At 48.8% G+C, this 24,022-nt stretch carries 25 protein-coding genes; 16 read left to right on the top strand and 9 right to left on the bottom strand.

The genetic code is table 11. The features are described 5' to 3' along the window. Positions 1-59: 59 nt before the first annotated feature. From MHH28_RS09730 to MHH28_RS09710, 5 genes are all read left to right on the top strand, one after another. Positions 60-419, top strand: coding sequence for a BlaI/MecI/CopY family transcriptional regulator (locus MHH28_RS09730; protein WP_405114324.1), 360 nt, complete (start codon positions 60-62; stop codon positions 417-419). Between the two features lie 8 nt (positions 420-427). Beyond that, positions 428-1,843: a M56 family metallopeptidase gene (locus tag MHH28_RS09725; protein WP_405114322.1), complete on the top strand. Its 1,416-nt coding sequence runs from the start codon at positions 428-430 to the stop codon at positions 1,841-1,843. 117 nt (positions 1,844-1,960) lie between these two features. Continuing rightward, a complete protein-coding gene (locus MHH28_RS09720; RefSeq protein ID WP_405114320.1) occupies positions 1,961-2,515 on the top strand; it encodes a hypothetical protein in 555 nt (184 codons plus the stop codon). Between the two features lie 458 nt (positions 2,516-2,973). Continuing rightward, positions 2,974-5,274: a glycosyl hydrolase gene (locus tag MHH28_RS09715; protein ID WP_405114318.1), complete on the top strand. Its 2,301-nt coding sequence runs from the start codon at positions 2,974-2,976 to the stop codon at positions 5,272-5,274. A gap of 576 nt (positions 5,275-5,850) precedes the next feature. Next, positions 5,851-7,077, top strand: coding sequence for a glycoside hydrolase family 5 protein (locus MHH28_RS09710; protein ID WP_405114316.1), 1,227 nt, complete (start codon positions 5,851-5,853; stop codon positions 7,075-7,077). Between the two features lie 115 nt (positions 7,078-7,192). On the opposite strand, the gene MHH28_RS09705 is transcribed toward MHH28_RS09710, so the two are convergent. After that, entirely contained in the window at positions 7,193-8,077 is an 885-nt protein-coding gene (locus tag MHH28_RS09705; RefSeq protein ID WP_405114314.1) for an alpha/beta fold hydrolase, read from the bottom strand. 148 nt (positions 8,078-8,225) lie between these two features. Here MHH28_RS09705 and MHH28_RS09700 point away from each other — a divergent pair, with 148 nt between their 5' ends. Genes MHH28_RS09700 through MHH28_RS09690 form a run of 3 tightly spaced genes read left to right on the top strand, consistent with a single transcriptional unit; the run spans position 8,226 to position 10,114 of the window. Continuing rightward, positions 8,226-8,933, top strand: coding sequence for a MerR family DNA-binding transcriptional regulator (locus tag MHH28_RS09700; protein WP_405114311.1), 708 nt, complete (start codon positions 8,226-8,228; stop codon positions 8,931-8,933). 30 nt (positions 8,934-8,963) lie between these two features. Further along, entirely contained in the window at positions 8,964-9,581 is a 618-nt protein-coding gene (locus MHH28_RS09695) for a CPBP family intramembrane glutamic endopeptidase (RefSeq protein ID WP_405114308.1), read from the top strand. A 56-nt stretch (positions 9,582-9,637) separates the two neighbouring features. Then, positions 9,638-10,114 (top strand): DUF6756 family protein, encoded by a 477-nt coding sequence (locus MHH28_RS09690; RefSeq protein WP_405114306.1) that lies wholly within the window; start codon positions 9,638-9,640, stop codon positions 10,112-10,114. Between the two features lie 154 nt (positions 10,115-10,268). On the opposite strand, the gene MHH28_RS09685 is transcribed toward MHH28_RS09690, so the two are convergent. Beyond that, positions 10,269-11,255, bottom strand: coding sequence for an NADP-dependent oxidoreductase (locus MHH28_RS09685; RefSeq protein WP_405114304.1), 987 nt, complete (start codon positions 11,253-11,255; stop codon positions 10,269-10,271). Between the two features lie 169 nt (positions 11,256-11,424). Between MHH28_RS09685 and MHH28_RS09680 the strand changes: the two genes are divergently transcribed. Both MHH28_RS09680 and MHH28_RS09675 read left to right on the top strand, forming a co-directional pair. Continuing rightward, positions 11,425-12,009: a TetR/AcrR family transcriptional regulator gene (locus tag MHH28_RS09680; RefSeq protein WP_405114302.1), complete on the top strand. Its 585-nt coding sequence runs from the start codon at positions 11,425-11,427 to the stop codon at positions 12,007-12,009. A gap of 8 nt (positions 12,010-12,017) precedes the next feature. Further along, complete coding sequence (locus MHH28_RS09675; protein ID WP_405114300.1) at positions 12,018-12,626, top strand: ankyrin repeat domain-containing protein; 609 nt, start codon at positions 12,018-12,020, stop codon at positions 12,624-12,626. A gap of 176 nt (positions 12,627-12,802) precedes the next feature. On the opposite strand, the gene MHH28_RS09670 is transcribed toward MHH28_RS09675, so the two are convergent. Continuing rightward, positions 12,803-13,219, bottom strand: coding sequence for a hypothetical protein (locus MHH28_RS09670; protein WP_405114298.1), 417 nt, complete (start codon positions 13,217-13,219; stop codon positions 12,803-12,805). A gap of 117 nt (positions 13,220-13,336) precedes the next feature. Beyond that, a complete protein-coding gene (locus MHH28_RS09665; protein WP_405114296.1) occupies positions 13,337-14,236 on the bottom strand; it encodes a trypsin-like peptidase domain-containing protein in 900 nt (299 codons plus the stop codon). A gap of 182 nt (positions 14,237-14,418) precedes the next feature. Here MHH28_RS09665 and MHH28_RS09660 point away from each other — a divergent pair, with 182 nt between their 5' ends. From MHH28_RS09660 to MHH28_RS09650, 3 genes are all read left to right on the top strand, one after another. Beyond that, the gene (locus tag MHH28_RS09660; protein WP_405114294.1) at positions 14,419-15,132 is read left to right on the top strand and encodes a response regulator transcription factor; all 714 of its coding nucleotides are present in this window, start codon (positions 14,419-14,421) and stop codon (positions 15,130-15,132) included. A 2-nt stretch (positions 15,133-15,134) separates the two neighbouring features. Next, positions 15,135-16,457: a sensor histidine kinase gene (locus MHH28_RS09655; RefSeq protein ID WP_405114292.1), complete on the top strand. Its 1,323-nt coding sequence runs from the start codon at positions 15,135-15,137 to the stop codon at positions 16,455-16,457. A 259-nt stretch (positions 16,458-16,716) separates the two neighbouring features. Next, positions 16,717-17,166, top strand: coding sequence for a GNAT family N-acetyltransferase (locus MHH28_RS09650; protein WP_405114290.1), 450 nt, complete (start codon positions 16,717-16,719; stop codon positions 17,164-17,166). A gap of 38 nt (positions 17,167-17,204) precedes the next feature. On the opposite strand, the gene MHH28_RS09645 is transcribed toward MHH28_RS09650, so the two are convergent. The 3 genes from MHH28_RS09645 to MHH28_RS09635 all read right to left on the bottom strand — a co-directional run bounded on the left by MHH28_RS09645 (position 17,205) and on the right by MHH28_RS09635 (position 19,365). Beyond that, positions 17,205-17,504: an inositol monophosphatase family protein gene (locus MHH28_RS09645; protein ID WP_405116974.1), complete on the bottom strand. Its 300-nt coding sequence runs from the start codon at positions 17,502-17,504 to the stop codon at positions 17,205-17,207. 128 nt (positions 17,505-17,632) lie between these two features. Then, positions 17,633-18,163 (bottom strand): AAA family ATPase, encoded by a 531-nt coding sequence (locus MHH28_RS09640; protein WP_405114288.1) that lies wholly within the window; start codon positions 18,161-18,163, stop codon positions 17,633-17,635. Positions 18,164-18,369: 206 nt separating this feature from the next. Further along, positions 18,370-19,365: a methyltransferase domain-containing protein gene (locus MHH28_RS09635; RefSeq protein WP_405114286.1), complete on the bottom strand. Its 996-nt coding sequence runs from the start codon at positions 19,363-19,365 to the stop codon at positions 18,370-18,372. Positions 19,366-19,443: 78 nt separating this feature from the next. On the opposite strand from MHH28_RS09635, the gene MHH28_RS09630 reads away from it, so the two are divergent. From MHH28_RS09630 to MHH28_RS09620, 3 genes are all read left to right on the top strand, one after another. Then, on the top strand, positions 19,444-20,730 hold the full coding sequence (locus MHH28_RS09630) for an amidohydrolase (protein WP_405114284.1): 1,287 nt from the start codon (positions 19,444-19,446) through the stop codon (positions 20,728-20,730). 276 nt (positions 20,731-21,006) lie between these two features. Next, positions 21,007-21,276: a DUF6809 family protein gene (locus tag MHH28_RS09625; RefSeq protein WP_341185305.1), complete on the top strand. Its 270-nt coding sequence runs from the start codon at positions 21,007-21,009 to the stop codon at positions 21,274-21,276. 21 nt (positions 21,277-21,297) lie between these two features. Further along, complete coding sequence (locus tag MHH28_RS09620; RefSeq protein ID WP_341185306.1) at positions 21,298-21,690, top strand: VOC family protein; 393 nt, start codon at positions 21,298-21,300, stop codon at positions 21,688-21,690. A gap of 2 nt (positions 21,691-21,692) precedes the next feature. On the opposite strand, the gene MHH28_RS09615 is transcribed toward MHH28_RS09620, so the two are convergent. Further along, a complete protein-coding gene (locus MHH28_RS09615) occupies positions 21,693-21,959 on the bottom strand; it encodes a VOC family protein (RefSeq protein ID WP_405114282.1) in 267 nt (88 codons plus the stop codon). Positions 21,960-22,077: 118 nt separating this feature from the next. Continuing rightward, a complete protein-coding gene (locus MHH28_RS09610; protein WP_405114280.1) occupies positions 22,078-23,928 on the bottom strand; it encodes a PA domain-containing protein in 1,851 nt (616 codons plus the stop codon). Positions 23,929-24,022: the final 94 nt, after the last annotated feature.

Here is a 24,022-nt window from a genome sequence, read left to right as displayed (position 1 = left end):
CTACTGGAGTAGTATTGGAATATGACTACTGCAGTAGTCAAAAGGAGGGAGGCTGGTTCATGGAAATTAAGCTGTATGATTCCGAGCTGAAGGTCATGGAGATTCTATGGAGGGAAGGCAAGCTGCCCGCAGGGGATCTGGCCGCAATTCTGAATCAGGAGACAGGCTGGAACAGAAATACAACCTATACAGTGATTAAGAAGCTGATTGCCAAAGATGCTGTAGAGCGGACAGACCCCGGCTTTGTCTGCACAGCCCTGATTGCCAAAGAGCAGGTGCAGACATATGAGACCAAAGAGCTGATTAACAAAATGTATGGCGGTTCGGCGGAGATGTTCTTCTCGGCATTTCTCAATGAGAAGAACCTCAGCAAAGCCGATATCGACAAGCTCAGGCAAATCGTGGAAAGCTTGCGCTGAGGCGAGGGATGATGGATATCTTACAGATGAGTATCTCAGCAAGCGTGCTGATCGTTCTTGTGATCGCGCTGCGCTCTGTGACCCTGCACAAATTACCCAGACAGCTCTTTCTGGTCCTGTGGGGCATTGTCATCGCCAGACTGCTGATTCCGGGTTCTGTGCCGATTCTTCCGCAGCTGTCATCTCAGGCAGAGGTTGCTGCTGCGATTGATCAGGTTAGCACGCACACAGCAGCCGTAGTGCAGTTGCCGGAACGCTCAGCCTTGCACACAGGGATGTTCGCCCGGGATATAGCGTTCACGGCTTTTACCGGCGGGGATTCAGAGCAACGGTTCCTGAAGCCGGAGCTTCTGGGTTCCATATGGCTTGGCGGTGCGGCGCTGTTGCTTATGACCCTGGCTGTGATCTTCTACAGAAGCAAGAGAGAGCTGCGGACAGCACTGCCTCTGCAGAGACAGGAGCCTGTAATCGAGGCCTGGCGTGCCCGGCATCCCTTGCGGCGTAAGCTTACCATCTTGATGTTTGACCGGATGAATACCCCGATTACGTGCGGAATTTGGCGTCCGAAGATTATTCTGCCCAGGACTCTGAATACCGGGAATGCATCGGTCATGGATTATATTCTCACCCATGAATATATGCATATCCGGTATTTCGATACGGTGTGGAAGCTGGCTGCGTCTGCGGCCCTATGCCTGCACTGGTTCAATCCGCTGGTCTGGGTGATGGTCTTCTATCTGAACCGGGAGCTGGAGATGGTCTGTGATGCCAGAGTCATCCGTAAGCTGGGTGCAGAGCACAAGGCGGATTATGCGTTATGTCTCTTGGAGGTGGCGGAACAGCAGAGGGGGTTCATGCCCCTGTATACAGGCTTCAGTACAAATGCGACCAAGGAAAGGATCGTGTCGATCATGAAACTTCAGAAAATGACGGTATTGACGGCAGCCATATCAATCATTCTGGTGGCCGGAGCGGTATCGGCGTTCGCAGAACAATCCAGCGGAGCCGTGAGCGGTGTGCAACCAGACAGCGCTGCTCAAATGAGCGCAATGGAGACTGGTGACAGCAGCGGGCCGGATGCGGCCGCGGCTTCGTCGGATGGAAGCGGAGCTCTCACCGATTTCAATTACGATGCATTGAAGGATTACGTAGCCTACGGCTTAACGTATGACAAGACCCAGGACCGCTTCCTGTACAACGGCAAGCATATCCGCCTGTTCATGGACCCGGACCTTCAGCATGAAGGCAAATTCAACAAATTCTACTATGACGGGAACGGCTCGGCTGATTTCCGGGTCATCAGAGATAAAGACAATGCCGTTAAGGAGATTAAGCTGCTGGATGACAGTGAGCTTCAGGCTTTGGCCAAGGCATATGGCTTTGAACTGGGCAAGGAGGGCCTGAAATTCAGCAATGCCAACTAAGCTTTCGTTAGGATGGCACCTATAAGTGAGCGCGCTTCCTTGAGCTTCATCTGGGAGTGCGCTTTTGCTATAATAAGAGCGGATTACAGAAGAACAAGTGAAGAGGAGAGGACAGGCATGACTACGAAGCAACCCTCCGAGCAACTGGTGGAAATGCTGGGCCAGCCGTATGATCCCAAGACTATCCAGGCCCTGCTGAAGCCTTACGGTGTCCGGAGACTGCCCGCGCCAAAAAGCTATTTCAACGACGATATCATCTGGACTGCGAAATCATCCCTACGCATGGATCTGTACCGCGGACCCAAGCTGGAGGCTCTGACCGGACTCCAGCATCCGGACCCGCAAGAATGGATTATCGGTTCGGTTCAGTTCCTCGCGCCCGGAGCGGATGACCGGATTAAGACCCCTTATCCCGGGCTGCTTCCCGGGAGCCTTACATTGAGCTCCTCTCCGGTAGAGGCGATGGCAGCATATGGCCAGCCCGCGATGGATGAGGAATGTGAATGGCCCGGCTTCTCCGGCCGGATTCTCGCTTGGCGGGGGCAGGGCATCAATATCGTCTTAGAGTATGAGGACAGCCGGAGCGGGCGGGTGCTGAAAAGCTGCACAGCCTGCCTGATCGGCTGCATCGGCGCCTGGACGAGCGATAACCCGGAAGTTTTTGCCCCGTGAAATGCTGAAATGGCCCTTGTTGCGGACAAGCCCCTGCGATTTCGCAGGGGCTTGGGGGATAGGGGGCACAGAAGCCAATCAACAAGGAAACCTGGTTGGATAAAAGGCACTTATTCCCACCGAATCATCCCCCTTTCAAGCAATAGTTGGGAAATGGCACTTCTTTCAGCCGATTCTATGGAATCGGCTGAAAGTGTACAAAGTAAGTGTTGTTAATCCAACTGCTACCTGCAATTTCCCCGTTAGCGCTCGACTAGTTGTACTTTTTCCTGCTAGATTCCCTCCGTGCGCGATAGACTGAACATTCTCTCCCCTTTGCAATGCATGCCACTGAGCACACTTGCTAATTTGTATTTACAAATTATGGAATACATGCTATCTTTGCTATGAAAGCGCAACCATGATCTGATAGGTTAAACAAAGTTTTACCATTTTGTTCATGGGGAGGAAGGAAGAAAATGAAGAAATGGCTCAAAAGGACAGGAACAATGTTGCTGGCCTGTACGCTGCTGCTGGGAGGCTTGGCTGCACCGCCTGCGGCCCACGCTGACCCTGCACTGTTCACTGTTGAAGGCGAGGACGCCCAGCTCACTCCGGATCTTCAAGTGGTCACCCAGATTTACGGAACGCCGAAGCCCGGCTATTCGGGAAGCGGTTTTGTCTGGATGCAGAATTCCGGCACGATTACTTTTAATGTAACAGTCCCGGAAACCGGTATGTACACGATCTCCACCCGTTATATGCAGGAGCTTAGCACAGAAGGCAGACAGCAGGCATTAATCGTTAACGGTGCTGCGAAGGGTTCGTATATGCTGCCCTACACCACTACATGGAAGGATTTCAACTTCGGCTATCATAAGCTGACTCAGGGCAGCAACACGATCCAGTTGAAGGCAGGCTGGGGCTTCGCTTACTTCGACGCCTTCACGGTAGACCATGCCCAGCTCGATCCGCTGATTGTACAGCCTGTTCTCTCTGATGCCCAGGCCACGCCGGAAACCGAGCAACTGATGAATTATTTGACGGAGGTGTACGGCAAGCATATCCTCTCGGGGCAGCAGGAGATCTACGGCGGGGGCAATGACGGCAACTCCGAGCTGGAGTTCGATTGGATTCACAGCCTGACCGGCAAGTATCCGGCAGTCCGCGGGTTCGACCTCATGAATTACAATCCGCTGTATGGCTGGGAGGACGGCACTACCGCCCGCATGATCGACTGGGTCAACAACAAGGGCGGGATTGCGACCAATAGCTGGCATCTTACCGTTCCCCGTGACTTCACCGCCTATCAGCTTGGGGAATTTGTGGATTGGAAGCAGGCGACCTATAAACCGACCGAAACCAACTTCAATACCGCCAATGCCGTAATTCCCGGAACCAAAGAGTTCAAGTATCTGCAACTGGCAATCAAGGATCTGGCGGAGCAGCTACAGATTCTCCAGGAGAATAATGTGCCCGTGATCTTCCGTCCTTACCATGAGGCAGAAGGCAACGGCGGGCTGAATGGGGAAGGGGCTTGGTTCTGGTGGGCTTCGGCAGGCGCGGAGGTGTACAAGCAGCTCTGGGATCAGCTCTATACGGAGCTTACGGAGACCTACGGCCTGCACAACCTGATCTGGACCTATAACAGCTATGTGTACAGCACTTCTCCGGCCTGGTATCCAGGGGATGCTCAGGTGGATATTGTCGGCTACGATAAATACAATACCATTTACAACCGTTATGACGAACTGTCCGGCGTGCCGAATGAGGATGCTATCACTTCGACGTTCTATCAGCTCGTAGACTTAACCGGGGGCAAGAAGATGGTAGCCATGACCGAGAACGACACCGTTCCCAGCGTGCAGAATCTGACCGATGAAAAGGCGGGTTGGCTCTACTTCCTGCCATGGTACGGAGAGCATCTGATGAGTACGGCGTTCAATTATCCGGCTACGCTGACCGCCTTATACCAGAGTGATTATGTCATTACGCTGGACGAGCTGCCTGATCTGAACGGAAACCAGCCGAATCCAAGCGCGGTGATTTCACCTGTGAACGTTGATTACGATTTGGGGGAGAGTCCTGCCCAGGATATTGCGGTAACCCTTAATCTGAACGGGCATCAGCTGACAGGTCTGAAGAATGGAGCTTACACGCTTCAGTCCGGCCAGGATTATACCGCAACCGGCACTGCTGTTGTCTTGTCACAAGCTTATCTTGCTACGCTGGCACCCGGCCAGCAGAAGATCACTTTTCAATTCAGCGGAGGGAGCAATGCGGTTCTTACTATTAATGTTACGGACAGCAGTACTCCCACACCATCAGGAGAGCTGACCATTCAGGCCTACAACGGCAGTACCGGCGCCTCGACCAACGGAATCGCACCCAAATTCAAAGTAGTCAACACCGGGAATTCACCGGTCCAGCTCAGCGATGTGAAGCTCCGGTATTACTACACGATTGACGGCGAGCAGCAGCAGAGCTTCTGGACCGATTGGGCCAGCATCGGAGGCGCGAATGTAACCGGGACCTTCGTGAAGCTGGACACCCCGGTCGCCGGTGCCGATTATGCTCTTGAGATTGGCTTCACCAGTGCCGCCGGAACCCTGAACCCCGGCCAGAGCGCCGAAATTCAGACCCGTTTCTCCAAACAAGACTGGTCCAATTACAATCAGGCCAACGACTATTCTTTTAACGCTGCCAGCACCCAATTCGCCGATCACGAGCAGGTTACCGGATATGTGAACGGGCAGTTGGTGTGGGGGATTGAGCCTTAAGCGCCCTCAACCGTAGTTGTTGACTCATTCTCCGCTAAGTAATAAAATTATCTATTTAGCGGGGAATACATTATACCGGAGGTGTTCTTTTGATGAGAAGGTATAGGTCAACAATAATACTGCTGGCGTTAAATGTACTTTGTATTTTTGCGGTCGATATTGCTACTATTAAATATAGGGTTGGAAAAGGGATATCAGGTAACGGGAATCCCGGGATATTAATTTTAATCCTTAGCCTGATATTGTTTGCTATTTTCCTGATAAACTTGGTTGTGAAATCTATTGAATATTTAAGAAAGCTGCCCCTAACAATTACATCGATAGTCATTCCAGCTCTTTCGCTCGTTACTTTAGTGCTTATGATATTTGGTGAACTAAACACAATTAATGCATTAGAACAAAACTTGAACGGCTTCACAAATGATAAGGATTCCGTAGTCTTTCGTTTCGGCTGGCTTAATCAATATACCAATACTCTGTTTTATAATGGATACATTTTGATTTTTGGGATTTCTATAGCGATGCTTGTGTCTTGTCTTATAGTAAGAATTCAATTAAAGGGACGGAGGTTATGATATGTTTGCCAAAATCAAAAAATGTGGAGTCTACAGCCTAGCCTTAGTGTTACTGGCTTCGACCCTGCTTGGCAGCTCAGGTTCCCGTGCATCTGCGGCCGATGCGTCAGCCTCGCTGACTTCAGACTTCAGATCATTGCAGGCTTCGCAGATCGTCAGCGAGATGGGGGCCGGATGGAATCTGGGCAACTCGCTCGAAGCTTCGGTGAACGGGATACCCAGCGAAACCGCGTGGAACAACCCGGCCATTACGCCGCAGTTGATCCAAAAGGTCAAAGCAGCAGGCTTCAAAACGATCCGCATCCCGGTCTCCTATCTGAATTATATCGGCAGCGCTCCCAATTATACGATTAACTCGGCATGGCTGGACCGTGTGAAAGCAGTCGTAGATTATGCCTACAATGAAGGCCTGTATGTCGTCATTAATATTCACGGGGACGGCTTCAATTCGGTTCAGGGCAGCTGGCTTCTGGTGAACGGCGGCAACCAGACCGCTATTAAGCAGAAGTACCAGAAGGTCTGGCAGCAGATCGCGAATAAGTTCGCTAATTATGGCGAGCGGCTGATTTTGGAGTCTATGAACGAGGTGTTCGATGGCAGCTACAACAATCCAAATCCGGCGTATTACTCCAACCTGAATGCCTATAATCAGATCTTCGTAGATACGGTCAGACAGACCGGCGGCAACAATAATGCGAGATGGCTGCTGATTCCGGGCTGGAACACGAATATCGACTATACGGCTGGCAATTACGGTTTTGTACTCCCAACCGACAATTACAGATCATCCACCATACCCGCCTCCGAAAAGAGAATCATGATCTCCGCCCACTACTATTCCCCTTGGGATTTTGCCGGTGAGGAATCGGGGAATATCACGCAGTGGGGAGCCTCAGCGACGAACCCTGCCAAGAAATCCACCTGGGGACAGGAGGATTATCTGAACTCGCAGCTCCAATCCATGTACAATAAATTCACAACCCAAGGCTACCCGGTGGTGATCGGAGAATTCGGTTCGATTGACAAATCGTCCTATGATTCAAGCAATAATAACTACCGCGCCGCCTATGCCAAAGCCGTAACCACAACCGCCAAGAAGTACAAGGCCGTACCGGTCTATTGGGACAATGGCTATAACGGCCAGCATGGCTTCGCCCTGTTCAACCGTTATAACAACACCGTCACCCAGCAAGGCATTATCAATGCTATTATGCAGGGTATGCAATGATCTATTAAGCATGAAGCGGAGGATCACATTCTGCTGCAAAAAAAGAAGGAAAGCTCCTGTGGCGATTGGCGATCACAGGAGCTTTTTTGCGCCAAAGTATGTTCACGCGGATGGCTTAGCTCTCTCGTAATACATTTCGGATCAGCCAAGGCCTCAGCACCGGCAGAACGGTCTCGGGCTGCATCGCTTTCGTGTGGTCCATGCCGCTGCCCTTCAGTATGGCTACATCCCATCCCAGCTGTTCCAGCCGAGATTGGTGGTCTACAAGCTTACCGGCGATATCCACCGTTACACCCCCGAAGTTGTCCCCGTATACAATCTTGTCCTGCTCCCCGGCAAAAGCCAGCCTTGGCATCCGCAGTAAATGCTGAATGTCACGATCCCTGAAATCGGCCAGACTTTCGTACAGCGTCACGAACTGCCTGGTTTGCTCCGGGACCATTTGAATCTGGATATTGTCCCAATCGGTCGCCTCGGGAGCAGCGGTCTTCTGCTCTGTCTCTGCGGGATCGGCGGGAGCAGGTTGGCTTAGAGCCATCATGTACGTATGGTTGGTGACGATCAGCATCTCTGCATAGGGGCCGTCTAACGGCGGGAAACCGCCCATCAGCAAGCTCTCCAGCCGATCCGTGCGGATCGCCAATTGCAGTCCAGCCAGCGCCAGCCAGGAATAGCCATAGTAGCTGAACTTGCTAACATTCATTTCACCCGCAATAGTCAGGAAGTCTTCTGTGATACTTGAAGCGGTCAGATCAAGCGGATTAGGCTGGCGCAGCCGGTGGCCCTCATAATCGAAATACAGCACCTGGAATTTGTCTCGCAGCCCAGCGATGAAATGTTCTCCCAGCTCAGGATCAACACCCCATTGCCGCAGGTGATCCGCTTCCTGGCCGTATACAGATTCTTTGGCTACCGGAAGCATCAGCACTGGAGCGCCGGAAGGACCGGTCAGGCCAGCTTTAAGCTGTGATCCGTCTAGCAGTCTAATCATTTTATCCATATGTTCACTCCTTGAATGTTTATATAGTAAGCATATAACATTCATGCAATCTTTCGGTTTGGGTGCTCAGGGCCAATGTGGAATATGAATCGCAGCTAAGATATGTTATCGTAGCACTTGAAGGTTAGACTTGAAGGAGGGGACTCGGATGGAGAGATATACCCCTAACCAGATTGCCGGTATGCTCCAGGTGAGCACCACAACCCTGAGAAGATACGAGGATCAGGATCTGATTCCCACTGTGCCCAGAACGCCAAGCAATCACCGTTATTATGAAGAGGTGCATGTTCAGGCTTTTACGACGATCCGGGTTCTATTACAAGGTTATGATATTCCTGTTGCCTATGAAGTGATGAGAAGCTTGAAGCAGGGGCAGGACGAACAAGTGTTATGGTTGATTAACGGGCAGCAATATCAGATTCATCTGGAGATGAAGCGGGTGGAGGACATCCTCGTCATGATAAGACATACGGATATCCCAAGAACCCTTAATGCGGAGTGGAAAACGCCCATGAATATAGGAGAAGCTGCTGCCATAGCGGGCGTGAAGACTTCAGCGATCCGCCACTGGGAGGCCGAAGGACTGATCCGTTCCGAGCGCAACCCGGAGAATGGCTTCCGGATGTTCTCTCTAGCTGAACTGCGCAAGATCCTCGTGATCAGCAGCTTACGGAAGACGGTCTATTACATAGACAATATGAGGAGTCTGTTAAGTACTCTGGATACCCGGGATCATCAGGAGATCGAACGCTCCTTCCAGGTTGCGCTGGAGAAGCTGAACACCCGGCTAATGCTTCAATGCAAGGGCATTGCAGAAGTGATGAACTATATGAATCTATTGTCCGTGCAGAAATAGAACCTGGAAGACAAGGAGGGAAGCTATGCTATGAATCGTGCTACTGAGACCCCGCCACCAGGCAAAAAAGAATTCAATCCCAAAGACGCTGTACTGGTTTTCCTCGCCTTCGCCCTGATCAGCGCAGCCGTTCTCTTTGCCCTTGTCATCTACGATGTCCTGACCTTGCAGGACCTGTTATCCTTTGAAAATCCGCTGCAACTGGCAATGTACGTTGTTCTTCCATCCATCAGCCTGCTGTTGTTCGGAATCATCCTGACCCTGCTTACGCCCGCCAGTCACATTGACGAGACGAACAAGAGCTATCAGAATTACTCGCCCGCAGCGATTCTATCCTTCACGTTCGCCGGAGCTTTATTCGAGGAGCTGCTGTTCCGGGGAATTATACAAAATGTGCTCACCCTTTACCTGCCCAGCCCCTGGATCGCTATCGCAATCACCACGGTGCTGTTCGCGGGAATGCATGTCCAGTACTATAGCAAGCCGCTGATGCTGCTGAATATTACCATCCCAAGTCTGGTCTTCGGGTGGGTGTATGTGCAGACGGATAATTTACTGGTTCCGATCCTGGTCCATTTTTTCATGAATCTGGGGATTACGCTGTTGTTCAAGTATAAAGTAATTCAGATGAGAGGGGAGAAACGATAATAGAAGCCAATATGACTGCCTAAGTCAATCCATGTAACCGAAAATGAGGTGAAGCTGTGGATCCCCTATCTGTCCGAACAGAGATTGAAGAACTAATCAAGTCGCTGAAGCTGGACCGGAGCAGGCTATTTGAAGTCCGCAAAGACCAGTGGAGGCGCATTTTGAGTGAAATCGAGGAACGGTTTCTGGAGAAGGCCCACCATACGCACGGACTACACTGGGGCTGGAACCGGCTGAAAGAACCCCATTATAGTGTAAGCTTTGCAGACAAGGACTATGCCAAACTAAGAGACATCATCCAAGATGAATCCATCTGGTTCATTGCTGAGGACTGTTATGATAAGCTGTGGCTGTATGAGGGGAAGACGGCGACGATTCTCCAGGTGATCACTGAGTGTTGCCGCCTCAATGAATACTACCTGATCTCCAAAAAGGTCCAATGGCTCCTCTGCGAAGATCACCATGACATGCTGCACCTGAGCGGCCAGCCGATCATTGAACGATGGATGCGTGAAGAAAGCTCTAACCCTTAGAGGATAGAGCTTTCTTCAAAATATAAGAATTTATATGTTGCACATGATAACTTATCCTTATATTTCTCGCTGAAACGATACCGTCCTTAAAAAGGACGGCATAGCCGTTTCCACTTGTGCTGATTACAAATTCCCATCCCGACAGGCATGCTATTTATCCAAGATTTTTCGATATGACGATTTTCCCCCGTTTGGTGGACTCTTCACTTTTGCGATACGCCTGAAGCAGGCCTTGGGCAGTGAAGGGATAGGCCTCATGGATATGGATATTCAATTTATTCTCTTGCATCTGGCGGACAATGGATTCAAAATCGGCACGGTTAGCTCTTGCCTGGAAGAAATAGGCGTTAATGCCGCGGACCTTGGGGTATTCATTGAGCGCGAATGCCACCACTGAAATATAGGTCCCGCCATCCTTGATGACCGAGTAGTTCTTCCTTCCGATGTCTCCCGGTAACCCGGTACCGAAAGTGGCGGGGTCCATAGCGGTATCCAACACGAAATCAACAGGCTCTGTGATTTGGGTGGCGAAGTCGGTTTTCGTATAATCGATCACCTCGTCAGCACCTAGTCCTTTGACGAAATCGTGATTATAGTCCCTGGCGGTTGCGATAACGTATGCTCCATGCTGTTTGGCTAACTGTACTGCAGCGTGTCCGACTCCTCCAGCGCCAGCTTGAATAAGGATGCGTTGTCCCGGTTGAAGATGGCCATGCTCAAACAGCGCTTGCCAGGCTGGCAGGGCAACGGCAGGCGCGGCGCCGGCCTCTTCGAAGGAGAGACTCTCAGGAATAACGGCCAGGAGATCTTCCTCCACGGCAACATAGTCCATGTAGGAACCTCGCGGAATCATACCCATGACACGATCCCCCGGCTTGAAATGCCGGACTTTTCTACCAACCTCTTTAACAATACCAGCTACTTCATTACCAAGAACAAGCGGCAATTGGATTTGATCCGCAAATTTATCGGCCAACGAACCCTCAAGAATTGCGCCGCTGCGAAATAGAGCATCTGCGGGATTGATGGATGAGGCGTGCATTTCGACGAGAACCTGTGTATCGGTGATTTCGGGAATGGGTACTTCCAGTTCTTCTAGCGCTTCGGGAATTCCAAAGCTTGTCAAAGCAATAGCTTTCATGATAATCCTCCTCTTAAATTAAACATAATAATGATTCACAGATTGTTTAAGCAACACCTGTTTGATATGATAATAATATTCCGGACTTGAGAGTTCAACCGGCAGAGTTAGAGGAAAGTTGTATAGGCAACACATTGTGAATATTGATGTTTAACAAGGAGATATAGGGATGGTAAATCAGGAAGATCCGAGGGTATTGCGCACACGACAGTTAATTAGAACCGCGTTCAGAGACTTGCTGCAGAGAAAAGGATTTGATGCAATCACGATCAAAGATATTGCTCAGGAAGCAACCATTAACCGTGCCACCTTTTATGCCCATTTTGAAGATAAATATGCTTTGCTGGACGAAGTCACAGAACAGGCTTTTCATGAGAGAATTCCTGAGCAAGTGGCGGATGCACAGGAGTTCACGGATGATATTTGTGACCAGCTGATCATAATGACGCACCAATACATCACGGATTTTTACCGGATCTGTAGAATAGATTCCAATCCGATGGCTAAGCTGGTCGATGACAAAATCAAGAAACTGCTGCAGCAAACCATAGAAGGCATATTTGTGAAGGGGGATACCCTCCATGGGATAGACATTCATCATATCAAAATCATGGCGGCCATGACCGGTTCGGCCATCTATGGCGCTGCGCATTATTGGTTAAATGCCGAGGACCAGAATCGGACGGAAGTGCTCGTAGACATTGTTCGTCCTTATGTAATGAACGGTCTGGGCAGGGAAACACTCAGGAGGTGAACCATGAAATGGACCAGCTAAATCAACAGCTATGGGCTGTTGTTCAGCAAGGCGATATGGATCGTGTGACCAATTTACTGTTAGAGGGTGCTGATATCGACGCTACAGACTCCTTAGGCAGAACACCTGCAATGATCGCCGTACACACGAATCAATTGGAAATTTTCAAATTGTTGATTGAACAAGGGGCGGACATCGATATTCGCGATAACCGCTTAGACAATCCGCTTCTTTATGCGGGCGCAGAAGGGATGCTTGATTTCGTTAAGGTGGCTATTGCCGCAGGTGCGGATACAACTATCCTGAACCGGTTTGGGGGAACGGCACTGATTCCGGCTGCTGAACGTGGTCATGTGGATATTGTGGAAGAGTTACTAACCACTTCTGACGTCAATGTGAATCATATCAACAATCTTGGCTGGACGGCACTGCTGGAAGCTATTCTTCTGAGTGATGGGGGAGAGGCTCATCAGACTATTGTACAACTGCTGATCGATCATGGGGCAGATGTGAATCTTGCCGATTCTGAAGGCGTTAGTCCGATTGAGCATGCCCAAAGAAGCGGTTATCAGGAAATACTGGATATGTTGACGAAAAAAGCAGGGAAGAGCGGTTGAATACGCACCAGGACCCGGGCAATTTTTCAAGAAATGAATGGATACGAGATATCGTTGTTCATTATGGAGAGATCAAATCTGTGGGCAGGAAAGGACGTTGCCACCGTTCACATTCTATGACGCCATTTTCATATACTTTACTCATACTTGTTCCACAGAATTCCCGCAATCGCCTGCTAAGATGAAGATACTTTCAAGGAAGAGGTGATTGAAATGATCAAATGGACAAGAAGAGTAATCACAGTGTTGGCAGTCGTGAGTGTAGTGGGCGGCTCAACGAGCGCATTCGCAGCAACGGCACCTGTAGTGAAATCAGTTAAAGAGGTGAAGGTGGCTGCACCAGCGGTGAAATCTGCCACCCCGGCGAAGGTAACTCCTGTGAAAGTATCAACTCCCGCCAAAGCAGTAACTTCTGTGAAGAGTACAGCAGCTACTAAGAGTCCGGTCAAGGCAACAACCCCAGCCAAGCAGAAAGCGGCAGTAAAGACCGCCGTAACCGTTAAACACAAAGCTGCTGCAAAAACAGTCAGAGCCGCCAAACACAAAACAGCATCCAAAGCTGTGACACCTTCTAAATCGGCAAGCAAGATCATCGTAACACCAAAGAAGAAATAGTGCAGTCCTTGCAGTCTTCCGCAGCAGCATACTTATAACCACAGAAGGCGGGGCTCGTGAAGAGTCCCGCTTTTGATCTATTGACCTAACTAACTCTAACCTCCGTCAGCGGCGTGTCCAAAAATGGATTCTGACAGATGGTTGTTCTCTATGAACTGTAAGATAAGCTTCGAACTGGTGGCAAAGGAACGGGGTTCACCAAGGATCGTAGAGGAGATTACGCCGACTATTTTATCGCTCGAATCTATGACAGCACTGCCGCTATTTCCGGGCCAGGTCTGCACATTGAATTCCATGGAGTGGGTGTACACATCGGGAGTTGATGCATTTTTCGATTTTCGGATAACGGCCACATCATCGGCGGTGAATGTTCCGTCGAGCGGGGTCCAGGGGTACCTCTTGGTAGTCACAGTGTCTGTATTTCCTATTGGCATGGTAGGGTGCCCGATGACTGTCACCTTTTCATTGACCGCCGGCTCCAGATTGAAGTCCTTGAAATAGCTGTTCTGATAACTCTTGGGAAGCTTGTTAGCGTCAATCTTCAGCAGGGAGAGGTCCTCCTTAACATCTGTCGCCACTAGGGAGCCAAGCAGATACCCGTCCGATTTTTGAGCATACAAGGTGATTTGGAATCGTAATGCTTTTCCATTATAGCTTGCGGGGGCCACGTGATTATTAGTGACAATGTATCCGCCGGGTAACATGAAGCCAGCACCGATGCCTATCTTTTTCTTGGTTCCTTGATTGGACAGTACATACTTTTCTATCATAACGACACGTGTCAGATTCTTATACTTACGATACGCTGTGTCTTGTGCTTCTTGGGATAGAGCCGGGTTACTGGTGTAAGGCCGGACCTCAATGCCGGATTTGGTGACGGTCATGGACTTAATGGTCACTTTGCTGCCCGCAGAAGCTGCGGCGATATGGAGGCTACACGTTAGAACTACAACAGCCAATATGCTTGAGAGGATGCTACTAACCCATCGAGTCATAATCACTCCTCCTTTAGTTTTATACTATTGAAGAGTGAGACATGTTGTGACGGTCAGTCTGCGGATATGTAAGGACAATAGTAAGGAAGAGTAGGGCAGGGCTCAGGAAGAGTCCCGTCTTTTATCCACCTATATAACCTTGTATGATAGAGCTAGATGAAGGATGGAAAGGAGTTTACGTGATGGCCAAAATTGTAGTCGTTGACGACGACCTGTTCATTTTGCAGCTGCTCTCTGAATATCTGCGCAAGGAAGGGTACGAAGTGACCTCGTTCCCGAATGGCCGCACGCTGGTCGAGCATGTCCGCTCCGAACACCCGGATTGCCTGATCCTCGATATTATGATGCCCGGGATAGACGGCCTAGCCTTGCTCACCGAACTCCGCACCTTCACCGAGCTTCCCATTATTATGATCTCCGCGCGCGGCGAAGAGAGTGACCGGATTCAGGGTCTGGAGCTGGGCTGTAGTGACTTCCTGAGCAAGCCGTTCAATCCGCGTGAGCTGGTGGGCCGGGTGAAGTCTATGCTTCGCCTGGCTAGAGCGGGCAATGCTGCTGCGGAGGAGACTCCGCCGTTGGTGCCAGCGAAGCAAGTCTGCAAGTCCGGGAATGTGGAGATTGACGCAGATTACCGCAAGGTGAAGGTCAATGCAGAGGAAGTGAGCTTAACCTCGCGGGAGTTCGATTTGCTGCTTTTCTTGGCCTCCCACCTGGAACGGCCCTTCGGGCGTGAGCATCTGATCCAGCAGGTGTGGGAATATGACTTCTTCGGGGATGTCCGGGTCGTAGATGATGTGGTCAAAAGAATCCGTAAAAAGCTCGCCGAGCATCACTCCACGCTCCTGATTGATACGGTGTGGGGCTTCGGATACCGGGCATCCGTGCGGAAGGTGTAGCCATGCGGACGATACGCGGTAAAATGCTGCTCTCCCTCTGTATTGCCATGCTCGTCACTGTAGCAATTACGGTGATGCTGTTCGTGCGTCTGATCGACGACATCCTGATGAATCAGGTGAAGGCTGAGCTGCACATACAGGTAGGGAAGGCGCAGAAGCTGCTCAGCGATGGTGACCTCAACAATCTGAGCAGCACGCAGTTCAAGTATGTCGTCAAGGGACTGATGATGAACGCAGACTATATGATTCTGGATGCGGATCAGAGGATCGTAGATGCCAGCAATGAGAAGGAAGAAGGGAAGCAGCTGTACTATACGCCAACGGGGAAAAATGGAATTGCCGTCCTGCACGGCAGGAAGGTTCTATATGCGCAAGAAAAGCTGAGAGGGCTGTCCGATGAAATCTTCATTTATTCGCCGCTGTCCTCGCTTAGAGCCTTATACGGCTCACTCATGCGAACTACTCTGCTTGCCATCAGTGCCAGCTTTGTGGTGATTCTGGCGATCGGGCTGTTCGCTGTCTCACGGGTGGTGCGTCCGCTGAACCAGTTGAAGGAGGCGGTTGGGCGGTACGAGCCGTCTTATGCACAGGGTAATCCTTTTCCGCAGGGGGACCGGACGGAGATCGGGGAGCTGATGACCACCTTCCAATCCATGTCGGGGCGTATTCAGCAGCATCAGCGGAACCAGATTGAATTCTTACAGAATATCTCCCATGAGCTCAAAACCCCCCTGATGTCTATCCACGGCTTCGTGTTCGCCATTCAGGATCAGGTGGTTACGCAGGAGGAGGGGCTGGAGGTAATCACCACCCAGTCGCAGCGCCTGATTGATATGGTAGACAAGCTGCTCCAGCTCTCCCGGCTGGAAGCCGTAGACGAGCATTGGCCTGCTGCTAATGTAGACCTGCGGACCATGGCCGAAGAAGCCGCCATGCTGCTCATGCCCGAGGCCACCCGGCGGAACCTGGAGCTCACCGTGGAAGGCGACAGCCTGCAAGTTACGATTCCCGGCGAGCAGCTTTTCCGTATCCTGGTCAATCTGTTACAGAATGCAGTTAGGCATACCAAGGATCAGGTGATCATCCGGGTGGAGACGGATGTACCGGGAGCTGCGTGGGCAATCCACATTGAAGATAACGGTCCAGGTCTGGCAGAGGAGGAGCGGGAAGCGGTCTTCGAGCGTTTCTACACCGGAGCGAACGGAGTAACCGGCCTCGGCCTGGCTATCTGCCGCCAGATTGCGGTACGGCTGGACGGGGAACTGACCTATTACCGCTCAGAGCTGGGCGGGGCGCGGTTTAGTTTTAGGAGGAAGGTTGGGTAAGAAGGTGCTAAGTGTGTAGGGGCGGATATAACCCAAACAATTAGCAGCAGAACAAGACTAAATAAGTCTTAGACTGCTGCTGTTGTTGTTCAACTTAGTTTCCTGTTAGCGCAATGTATTGTCTGTGAACTATGATAAGGTTCACCGCGCTAGCTGTAACAGAAAGTTTTTCTGTACATTCTTGCTGATTAAACAAAAAAAGTTGTATTTTTATTCGTTTATTTGTATGATTATGAAATCAAATTATGGAGGTTTCGCTATGTCAACTATAATAAGACCCGCAGAACTTGAAGATTTAAACGATTTAACTGAATTAATGTATGATTATATTGTAGGTTTCTATCAGAATCCCAGTCCACCTATCGATAAGGTCCATTATTTGATTCGAGCTCTTTGTGACACACAACAAGGTATCCAATTCGTTGCAGAAGAGGATGGCAGACTCGTTGGTTTTGCTACACTTTATTTTACATTTAGCACTATGAAAGCAGATAAAATTGCTGTCATGAACGACCTCTTCGTCAAAGAAGCTTTTAGAGATACAGAGTTAGAATCTCAGCTCTACCTGAAATGTAAAAATTATTGCATTGATCAAGGATTCGCCAATATGACTTGGATAACATCAATAAATAACACACGAGCTCAATCTTTCTTCAATAAAATGAACGCGGTCCAAGGAAAGGATTGGGTACACTTCTCCATTAAATAAGTAGCTTGCATAGCGTGAGGCCAAAAATTTGCCCCTATTTATGATACGCCCTTATGCGTAATTGAGTTATCTAGTAGTGAAGTGCATTCACGAATTCTTAATAGATCACCATTGCAATAGGAGCCTTGCCCTTTAATTCCTACATATCTACAATTCAAATCTGGTGCATACACGGCTCCTTCCAGCACTACGCCATCAAGGGTAGAAGCCAATGAAATGCCGTAATGCGGCAGGTTCCTAGCAAAATTAACTGTTCCCTCTAAAGGATCAATCACCCAAACCGGACCGTCAAAATTGAACTTATCCCAATTATGTACGCCATCTTCCTCCGAAAGAATTCATTTTTAAATTGTCCTAATTCATAAATGAAAATACCATCATCTTCATTAATCCCCTAAACATGCAATTGGTCTGCGGTGAGGTACGTCTTCATTCTAGAGTTACCTTCGAATTTCATTTGCTTTTATCATTCGATCTTATAAAATCGTTTCGCTATATTCATCGCATTCGTGTGCCAATCAATGGTACCGTCAATATGTATTACAGGACACGTTAGTGTTTCCGCCCATTGTTCAATTCTTGACAGCGAACGCGAAGCCACGAAATCGATGAATTTCAAATGTTGCTCGTACATATCACCGCCTTTGCGGATCCGTTCTCCATGTTGATTATATGTACGTTGCTCTATACGTTCCATACGCAGTTCAATTGGTGCTGAGATAAATACGGCGAGGTCGTAAAGCTTAGGAATTGTGTCGCCAAAATCACCCATGACAGCGGTGAGGACAAACGCACGATATTTTTCAATGTCGGCAAGCATTAAGTTCAAACACTCCTCATAAGGACGTACTGCGGTATATGGAAGTTCTGATTTTTTAAAGTGGTAATCCTCGTGATCCATATGCTTAAAGTTCAATATGTACGCCAGTTCACGCCCAAGTGTAGTCTTTCCGCTTCCATTTGCCCCGAATACAATTATTCCATGGGGTTTATTCATTTTGCTACCCTCCATTTTACAATCGCCCAAAATCAAAACCTACGGCTACGCAGATAAAGAGCAGCCAAGGCCTGTCACTACAGAGTCGCTTTTTTGAACTCGGTTCAATGACCAAGGCCTTTACGGCTCTGGCAGTGATTTTGCTACAGAACCAGAGAGCTTTGGCGCAGTACGATGAACCTTGACGCAGGGGTAAGGTTTTTGGTTTACCGAATAGGTACTGCTAGAACAACATGCAATAATTTATTTACTTTAAGGTGTTTGGTGATGCATCCGCTATCCTCTAATAAATCAATGAGCTTGGGAAGTAGAATATAATCCTCATCACCTTCATGCGCTGTACTTCCTTCCCCGTCAATCATCAAATCCGCGATGCAGATCCGTCCGTGGGGTTTTAATACCCTGCGCATCTCCTGAATAGCGAGCAGCATTTGGTCACTCGTCAGATGATGCAGGGCAAAGCTCGAAACTATAAAATCAAATTTCCCGTCAAGGTACGGCAAGGCCAGGAAATTGCCAAGCTTGGTCTCCATCTCTGGAAATTTGCGCTGGCACTCCTTTAACATTTCGTTGGACTGATCGACTCCAGCCATTACCGCGCCTTCATGGATCAGTCGGCCAGCTAAATTTCCCGTACCCGTTCCAATATCCAATCCTCTTTCCCCGTGGATGGTCGAGACCCACTTCACGACGAGTTGCAGCACCTCATCATAGTCGCCATATTTCCGTTTGTCCTCCTGAACTAACTGATCGTGAACGCTTGCCAAGCGGTCAAAACCCCATTTGTCCTCCCATGTCCGTTGTTCCCTCAGTCTTCTCGAACCCTCAGCCAGAATGTAAATGTCGTCAAGCGGAAGTGCATGGTCCTTCTTGAGGGTTTCAATCATCTGGTCGGTTGTCTCGATAATCTGCTGCATTTCAATCCACTTAGTGAACATGACAGAGCGCTGAAGTTCCAACAAATATTGTAATTGACTGTTTCCTTTGGCTTCGATATCAAGCAGTGCGGCCCGAATGCCACTAACCGACATCCCTGATTCCCTGAGTGCAATAATCGTCTGCAAGCGCCAAATGTCTTCTTCGTCAAATATCCGATACTGATTGTCAGCTTGTTTGGAAGGAGCAATGAGACCTTTGTCTTCGTAGAACCGAATAGCACGCTGCGATATTTTCAGCATATCAGCGACTTCTTTTATTTTCATGAGATAGACTCCTTTATGTTCTTGACCCTCACTCAACGTCAAGGTTTAGTATAAACGCTAGAAAAGGAGGCTGTCACGATGAAGACATTAATTAAAGGCGCGACCATCTTAACTATGGGAAAGGAGGAACCCTATATCGGGGATATCCTCATCGACGGGGACCGCATAGCGGACATTCAGTCCATCATATCCACTGGGGCAGATGTGGTCATTCATGGCGAGGGTATGGCAGCAATGCCTGGGCTGATCAACGCTCACCAACACACGCCTATGAGCTTATTGCGGGGGTTTTCCGACGATTTGAAACTTATGGATTGGTTAAACAAAAAGATGCTACCTGCTGAAGCCCGAATGACTCCAGAGGATATTTATTGGGGAGCGAAGCTGGCGATGGCGGAAATGATTAAATCGGGTACGACTGCTTTCGCCGACATGTACATCCACATGAATGAAATCGCGGCAGCGGTAGAAGAGGTCGGTATGCGGGCTTCTTTAACGCGGGGTTTGGTTTTCCTCGATAATGACGGAGGGCAGCGAATGTCCGAGGCGCTCGATCTCGTTCGTCACTGGAGCGGTGCAGCAGAAGGCAGAATCACGGCCATGCTGGGTCCGCATTCCCCTTACACAGTTCCTCCGCAGCCATTTAGAGAGCTTATCGACTTGGCGGAGCAGGAGAACATTCCGATACATACTCATTTGGCCGAAACGAAAGAGGAAGTCATTAAGATTCGGGAAAAGTACAATCAGACCCCAACTGAATATTTGTATCACCTCGGATTGTTTGAAAAAGCACATGTGCTCCTCGCACATAGCGTGCATCTAAATCGTCGTGATATTGGGTATTTAAAGGGTATGCGGGGCGGAGTATCCCATAATCCAGTGAGCAATCTCAAACTAGGCTGCGGCATAGCGCCGATCAAGGATATGGCTGACCAAGGGATTACCATTGGTTTAGGCACGGATGGGGCGGGCAGCGCCACCACGTTAGATATGTTCGAGGAGATCCGGGCGGCAACATGGCTGCAAAAGTTGGATTACGGCGATCCTACGAAGCTTCCCGCAATAGATGCTCTTCGGATGGCGACGGCTGGAAGTGCGGAGTTGCTGCACATCGCCGATGAGGTGGGCACACTCGAAATCGGGAAGAAGGCAGATATCATCTTGATTGATATGAGAAAACCCCACTTGCAGCCAGTGCACAACCTCCATTCATTGCTCGCATACTGCGCTAACGGAGCGGATGTGGACACCAGCATCGTTAACGGAAAAGTGTTAATGCAAGGCCGTCAGTTGCTCACGATTGATGAAGACGAGTTATTAGAGCAAGTATCGCTACGCTCTACGCGTATCGTTGAAGGCATTTAATTCCGGATTACTTAAAACGCGGGCAGATCCTGTCCGCGTTTTTCGTTGATTATTGTTGCGTTAAACTGTCCGTTAGCTTAATGAAGCACACGCATTAGCTATATATTTAATGTCCTTTAAACATTGGAATATGGGCTTGTTTTTGTTGAGGCTGTGATTCTATGCGAATACTGCATAAAAAACGATATATACCCACTTTATCAGTTAAACTTGATGGGGAGGGATCACTATTGTCCACAAGTATTCGGATCACATGCAAAGGGAGGCCTGATAATCATGATTTTGGAGGATTTGTATTATGGGAGTTTGCGTCCCAATGAGCGGATGAAGCCAAACGATCCAGAATCGCGAAGGATCAATCAGCGGATTATTGATTCATTAGAGATGCTTAAAGAAAGATTACCCCAAGAGGATTTTGATCAGGTCGAGGGGCTACTGGAGCTACATAGTGAATCCTGCTCGCTGCATTCGGCTTTATCTTTTATCCAAGGTTATAAAATAGGTGCGTTAATGATGGTTGAGGTTTTTGGTGGGGAGAGGAATTAAATATAATAAGGAGTCTACAACATGAAACTAGGAGCAACCTTATACATCAAAAATACCAGTGAAGCTGTAGCGTTTTATTCAGAAGCCTTTGGACTTAACCTGGGGAACCATGAGAAATTCCCGGATGGCACATTTATGCACGCATCATTACTTAGAGATGGACAAGAAATATTTGCTGTCAGCGAATCACACAATGATAACTTAGTTAGAATTATGCTCTCATCATCATTAGCGGAATCACGCCCAACTATGAGTTATGGGATTAACTTCGAGCGTGAAGAAGAAGTGAAGAAGGCATACGAAATGCTAGTGAAGGGCGGCACGGTGCTAGTTCCGTTAGGCGCCCTTCCCTGGAGCTCCTGCTGTGCTGAAGTCGTCGATAAGTACGGTGTATACTGGTATATCGCTGTATAGATCTAGCCTTCAAGCTCCTTTTTTTCAATGAAGCTTACCGTATTCCCGTCAGGATCAAGGAACCAGAAGGAGTAGGCGCCCCACGGTCTGCGCTCAGGTGGAGAGGTAATCCCGATGCCGGGGATAGCTTGCTTTAGACGGTCATATTCAGCCAAGACATCATGGACATAGAACATTAGAGACATATTTTTGTCATTGACGACGTTCACATGGCCCGGATTGTAGACCGCAAGCTGGGCGCTGTCGAATCCGTAATGCTGTCCTTCCACAACCGGAGACTCCTTGAGCACGATTTCATAAAACGCAGCTAGGCGCGGCGCATTGTCAGTGAGGATACAAACTCCACAAAGCTTCATGTGAATACCTTCTTCCTTTGTCATCATTCAACTACTTCGTCCGCCCGAAGAAAAACGAATAACGATCCGCCGTCCCCAGCTCAGTAGTCTCTGTACGATCAATAAGCTGCAATGCTTTCAATAAAGACCCGACTTGTTCGTGCATCAGATTCACATCGAATTTATCCATTTCTCTGTCTGCGCTATCTACCAGGAGATAATCCGGCATGGGGATCAGTCCAATCATTGGAATCCCGGCATTGAACAGGGGCTGACTCTCCCCGAATTGAAAATTATTATGTCCACGCAAGATAACGGTCCGGGTGTTATTTCTATCTTCAACAGCTTTCATCCAAATGGCTTCCATTCTTTCATTTCCTGCGTAGGTGAATTCTGTGCTTATTTTGCCAGTGGGTCCATATTGTCCGGAAGCAATGTCCTTCCATTCCAAGCTGCCCAGATGTTCTACAGTGAGTCCAGCCACAGCTTTCAGGTGTCCATCTTTACCATCCCACAGCTCAGGATGAGCCTGCATCCAGGTTGAGGTTGCCTGCGAGGTACCTTTGAATTCGGGCAATCTGAAATGTCCTGTTACAAAGGCGAAGATCATAGTCCGTTCTGGCTGCTCCTGCTGCTGCAGGTAACGAATCATGGAGAGCATGCCAATCGCACCGTCTTCTTCTACCACATTCACACCATCGGTATGCGTATTTACAATGATCGATTCCTTTTTGTTCTTTCCTTCAATTTTCACATAAAAAGATTCGGTCGGCGCATGTTCCTGTTTCTCTGCCTCTAAAATCACTGTGCCCGCCTTATGCTCCTTAGCTGCATTGACCACTTTTTGCCCTTCTGTTTTATTGACCCAGACTGCCGGAATTCCGAAATAATGCTCGGTAAATGGGAGGTACTGCTTTTCAGCCTTTCCATCAGATACACCATCCCAGACGATGATGACTGCTTTAACGCCCTGTTCCTTGGCTTCTTCCAACTTCACCTGCTTGAGAGCGGTGGTAAGGACTAGATCGCCTTCATCTGAAGGAATACCGCCCGACGCTTGAAATTTTCCGCGTATATTCATTACCATTGCCATGGGGAAATTCTTGAAGTTCTTGATTTCAACGACGGCTATTTTTCCCTTGGCTTCATCATACTCACCAGGTTTGGTGTAGACAAGCTCTCCGGTTACTCCATTGCTATCGGTCTCCCCAGAGTAAGGGAACGCTGAGGATACATGAATCTCCTGGTTATCAAGGATCACAGAGCTGTTCTTCTCTTCCCATCGGTCAAAAGTATACTTATCACGGTACACAGTAAGCCCCATATCCGTCACCTGCTGCTGTAACCAGGCAATGAACTGATTGTGACCTTCAGAGCCCGTTGTACGGCTGCCAAAAGAATTCATTTTTTTGATATTTTCCAACATGGTGGTAGGAGAATCAAGCTGGTCATTATTGATTTCAGCGGTCAATTCAGCTGGCAGAGTAACAGACCTCGTAATAGGCTGAGCATAGATGTTAACAATCCACAAAACACTGGCAACTACAGCCACAATACCGTACAACACTCTTCGAACCACTAGCAAGACCTTGCCGCTCTTACGCACTTCACCAGCAAAAAACACATTCCATACCCCTGCGACGATAAGCAGTAAAATAGCGAGCATGAACATCCAAGGTTCATTAGTGACTAAGAATAAAATCTCGGTTACCAGGGCAACTGCATAGACCCAGAACCTATTGCCTCTTTTATTGCGTTGGAAAGTATACATACCTAATTGTGCCAACAGAACGATTATTGCTAGTACAGCGAACAACATTTCTTTCCCAATGAATACAGAAGCTCCAAGCGCTAGAATCAGGAATAGAATCCCCGACAATTCTCCATTACATTTACTTCTCATAATATACCTCTCTCACAATCTTTTATAAATTTAGTTTAAAAGCATCCTTAACTATATTTCACTATAAGGGTTGAACTATACTGCAAGGTCAAAC

Origin of the sequence: Paenibacillus sp. FSL K6-1217, assembly GCF_045040735.1 — a bacterium.
Lineage (GTDB): Bacteria > Bacillota > Bacilli > Paenibacillales > Paenibacillaceae > Paenibacillus_AQ.
This window is presented reverse-complemented; position numbering and strand designations above follow the sequence as displayed.

Excerpts from the sequence above, each read along its gene's own strand:
- MHH28_RS09730 (WP_405114324.1), top strand. The coding sequence starts at position 60 with ATGGAAATTAAGCTGTATGATTCCGAGCTGAAGGTCATGGAGATTCTA.
- MHH28_RS09725 (WP_405114322.1), top strand. The coding sequence starts at position 428 with ATGATGGATATCTTACAGATGAGTATCTCAGCAAGCGTGCTGATCGTT.
- MHH28_RS09720 (WP_405114320.1), top strand. The coding sequence starts at position 1,961 with ATGACTACGAAGCAACCCTCCGAGCAACTGGTGGAAATGCTGGGCCAG.
- MHH28_RS09715 (WP_405114318.1), top strand. The coding sequence starts at position 2,974 with ATGAAGAAATGGCTCAAAAGGACAGGAACAATGTTGCTGGCCTGTACG.
- MHH28_RS09710 (WP_405114316.1), top strand. The coding sequence starts at position 5,851 with ATGTTTGCCAAAATCAAAAAATGTGGAGTCTACAGCCTAGCCTTAGTG.
- MHH28_RS09705 (WP_405114314.1), bottom strand. The coding sequence starts at position 8,077 with ATGGATAAAATGATTAGACTGCTAGACGGATCACAGCTTAAAGCTGGC.
- MHH28_RS09700 (WP_405114311.1), top strand. The coding sequence starts at position 8,226 with ATGGAGAGATATACCCCTAACCAGATTGCCGGTATGCTCCAGGTGAGC.
- MHH28_RS09695 (WP_405114308.1), top strand. The coding sequence starts at position 8,964 with ATGAATCGTGCTACTGAGACCCCGCCACCAGGCAAAAAAGAATTCAAT.
- MHH28_RS09685 (WP_405114304.1), bottom strand. The coding sequence starts at position 11,255 with ATGAAAGCTATTGCTTTGACAAGCTTTGGAATTCCCGAAGCGCTAGAA.
- MHH28_RS09680 (WP_405114302.1), top strand. The coding sequence starts at position 11,425 with ATGGTAAATCAGGAAGATCCGAGGGTATTGCGCACACGACAGTTAATT.
- MHH28_RS09675 (WP_405114300.1), top strand. The coding sequence starts at position 12,018 with ATGGACCAGCTAAATCAACAGCTATGGGCTGTTGTTCAGCAAGGCGAT.
- MHH28_RS09670 (WP_405114298.1), bottom strand. The coding sequence starts at position 13,219 with ATGATCTTGCTTGCCGATTTAGAAGGTGTCACAGCTTTGGATGCTGTT.
- MHH28_RS09665 (WP_405114296.1), bottom strand. The coding sequence starts at position 14,236 with ATGACTCGATGGGTTAGTAGCATCCTCTCAAGCATATTGGCTGTTGTA.
- MHH28_RS09660 (WP_405114294.1), top strand. The coding sequence starts at position 14,419 with ATGGCCAAAATTGTAGTCGTTGACGACGACCTGTTCATTTTGCAGCTG.
- MHH28_RS09655 (WP_405114292.1), top strand. The coding sequence starts at position 15,135 with ATGCGGACGATACGCGGTAAAATGCTGCTCTCCCTCTGTATTGCCATG.
- MHH28_RS09650 (WP_405114290.1), top strand. The coding sequence starts at position 16,717 with ATGTCAACTATAATAAGACCCGCAGAACTTGAAGATTTAAACGATTTA.
- MHH28_RS09640 (WP_405114288.1), bottom strand. The coding sequence starts at position 18,163 with ATGAATAAACCCCATGGAATAATTGTATTCGGGGCAAATGGAAGCGGA.
- MHH28_RS09635 (WP_405114286.1), bottom strand. The coding sequence starts at position 19,365 with ATGAAAATAAAAGAAGTCGCTGATATGCTGAAAATATCGCAGCGTGCT.
- MHH28_RS09630 (WP_405114284.1), top strand. The coding sequence starts at position 19,444 with ATGAAGACATTAATTAAAGGCGCGACCATCTTAACTATGGGAAAGGAG.
- MHH28_RS09625 (WP_341185305.1), top strand. The coding sequence starts at position 21,007 with ATGATTTTGGAGGATTTGTATTATGGGAGTTTGCGTCCCAATGAGCGG.
- MHH28_RS09620 (WP_341185306.1), top strand. The coding sequence starts at position 21,298 with ATGAAACTAGGAGCAACCTTATACATCAAAAATACCAGTGAAGCTGTA.
- MHH28_RS09610 (WP_405114280.1), bottom strand. The coding sequence starts at position 23,928 with ATGAGAAGTAAATGTAATGGAGAATTGTCGGGGATTCTATTCCTGATT.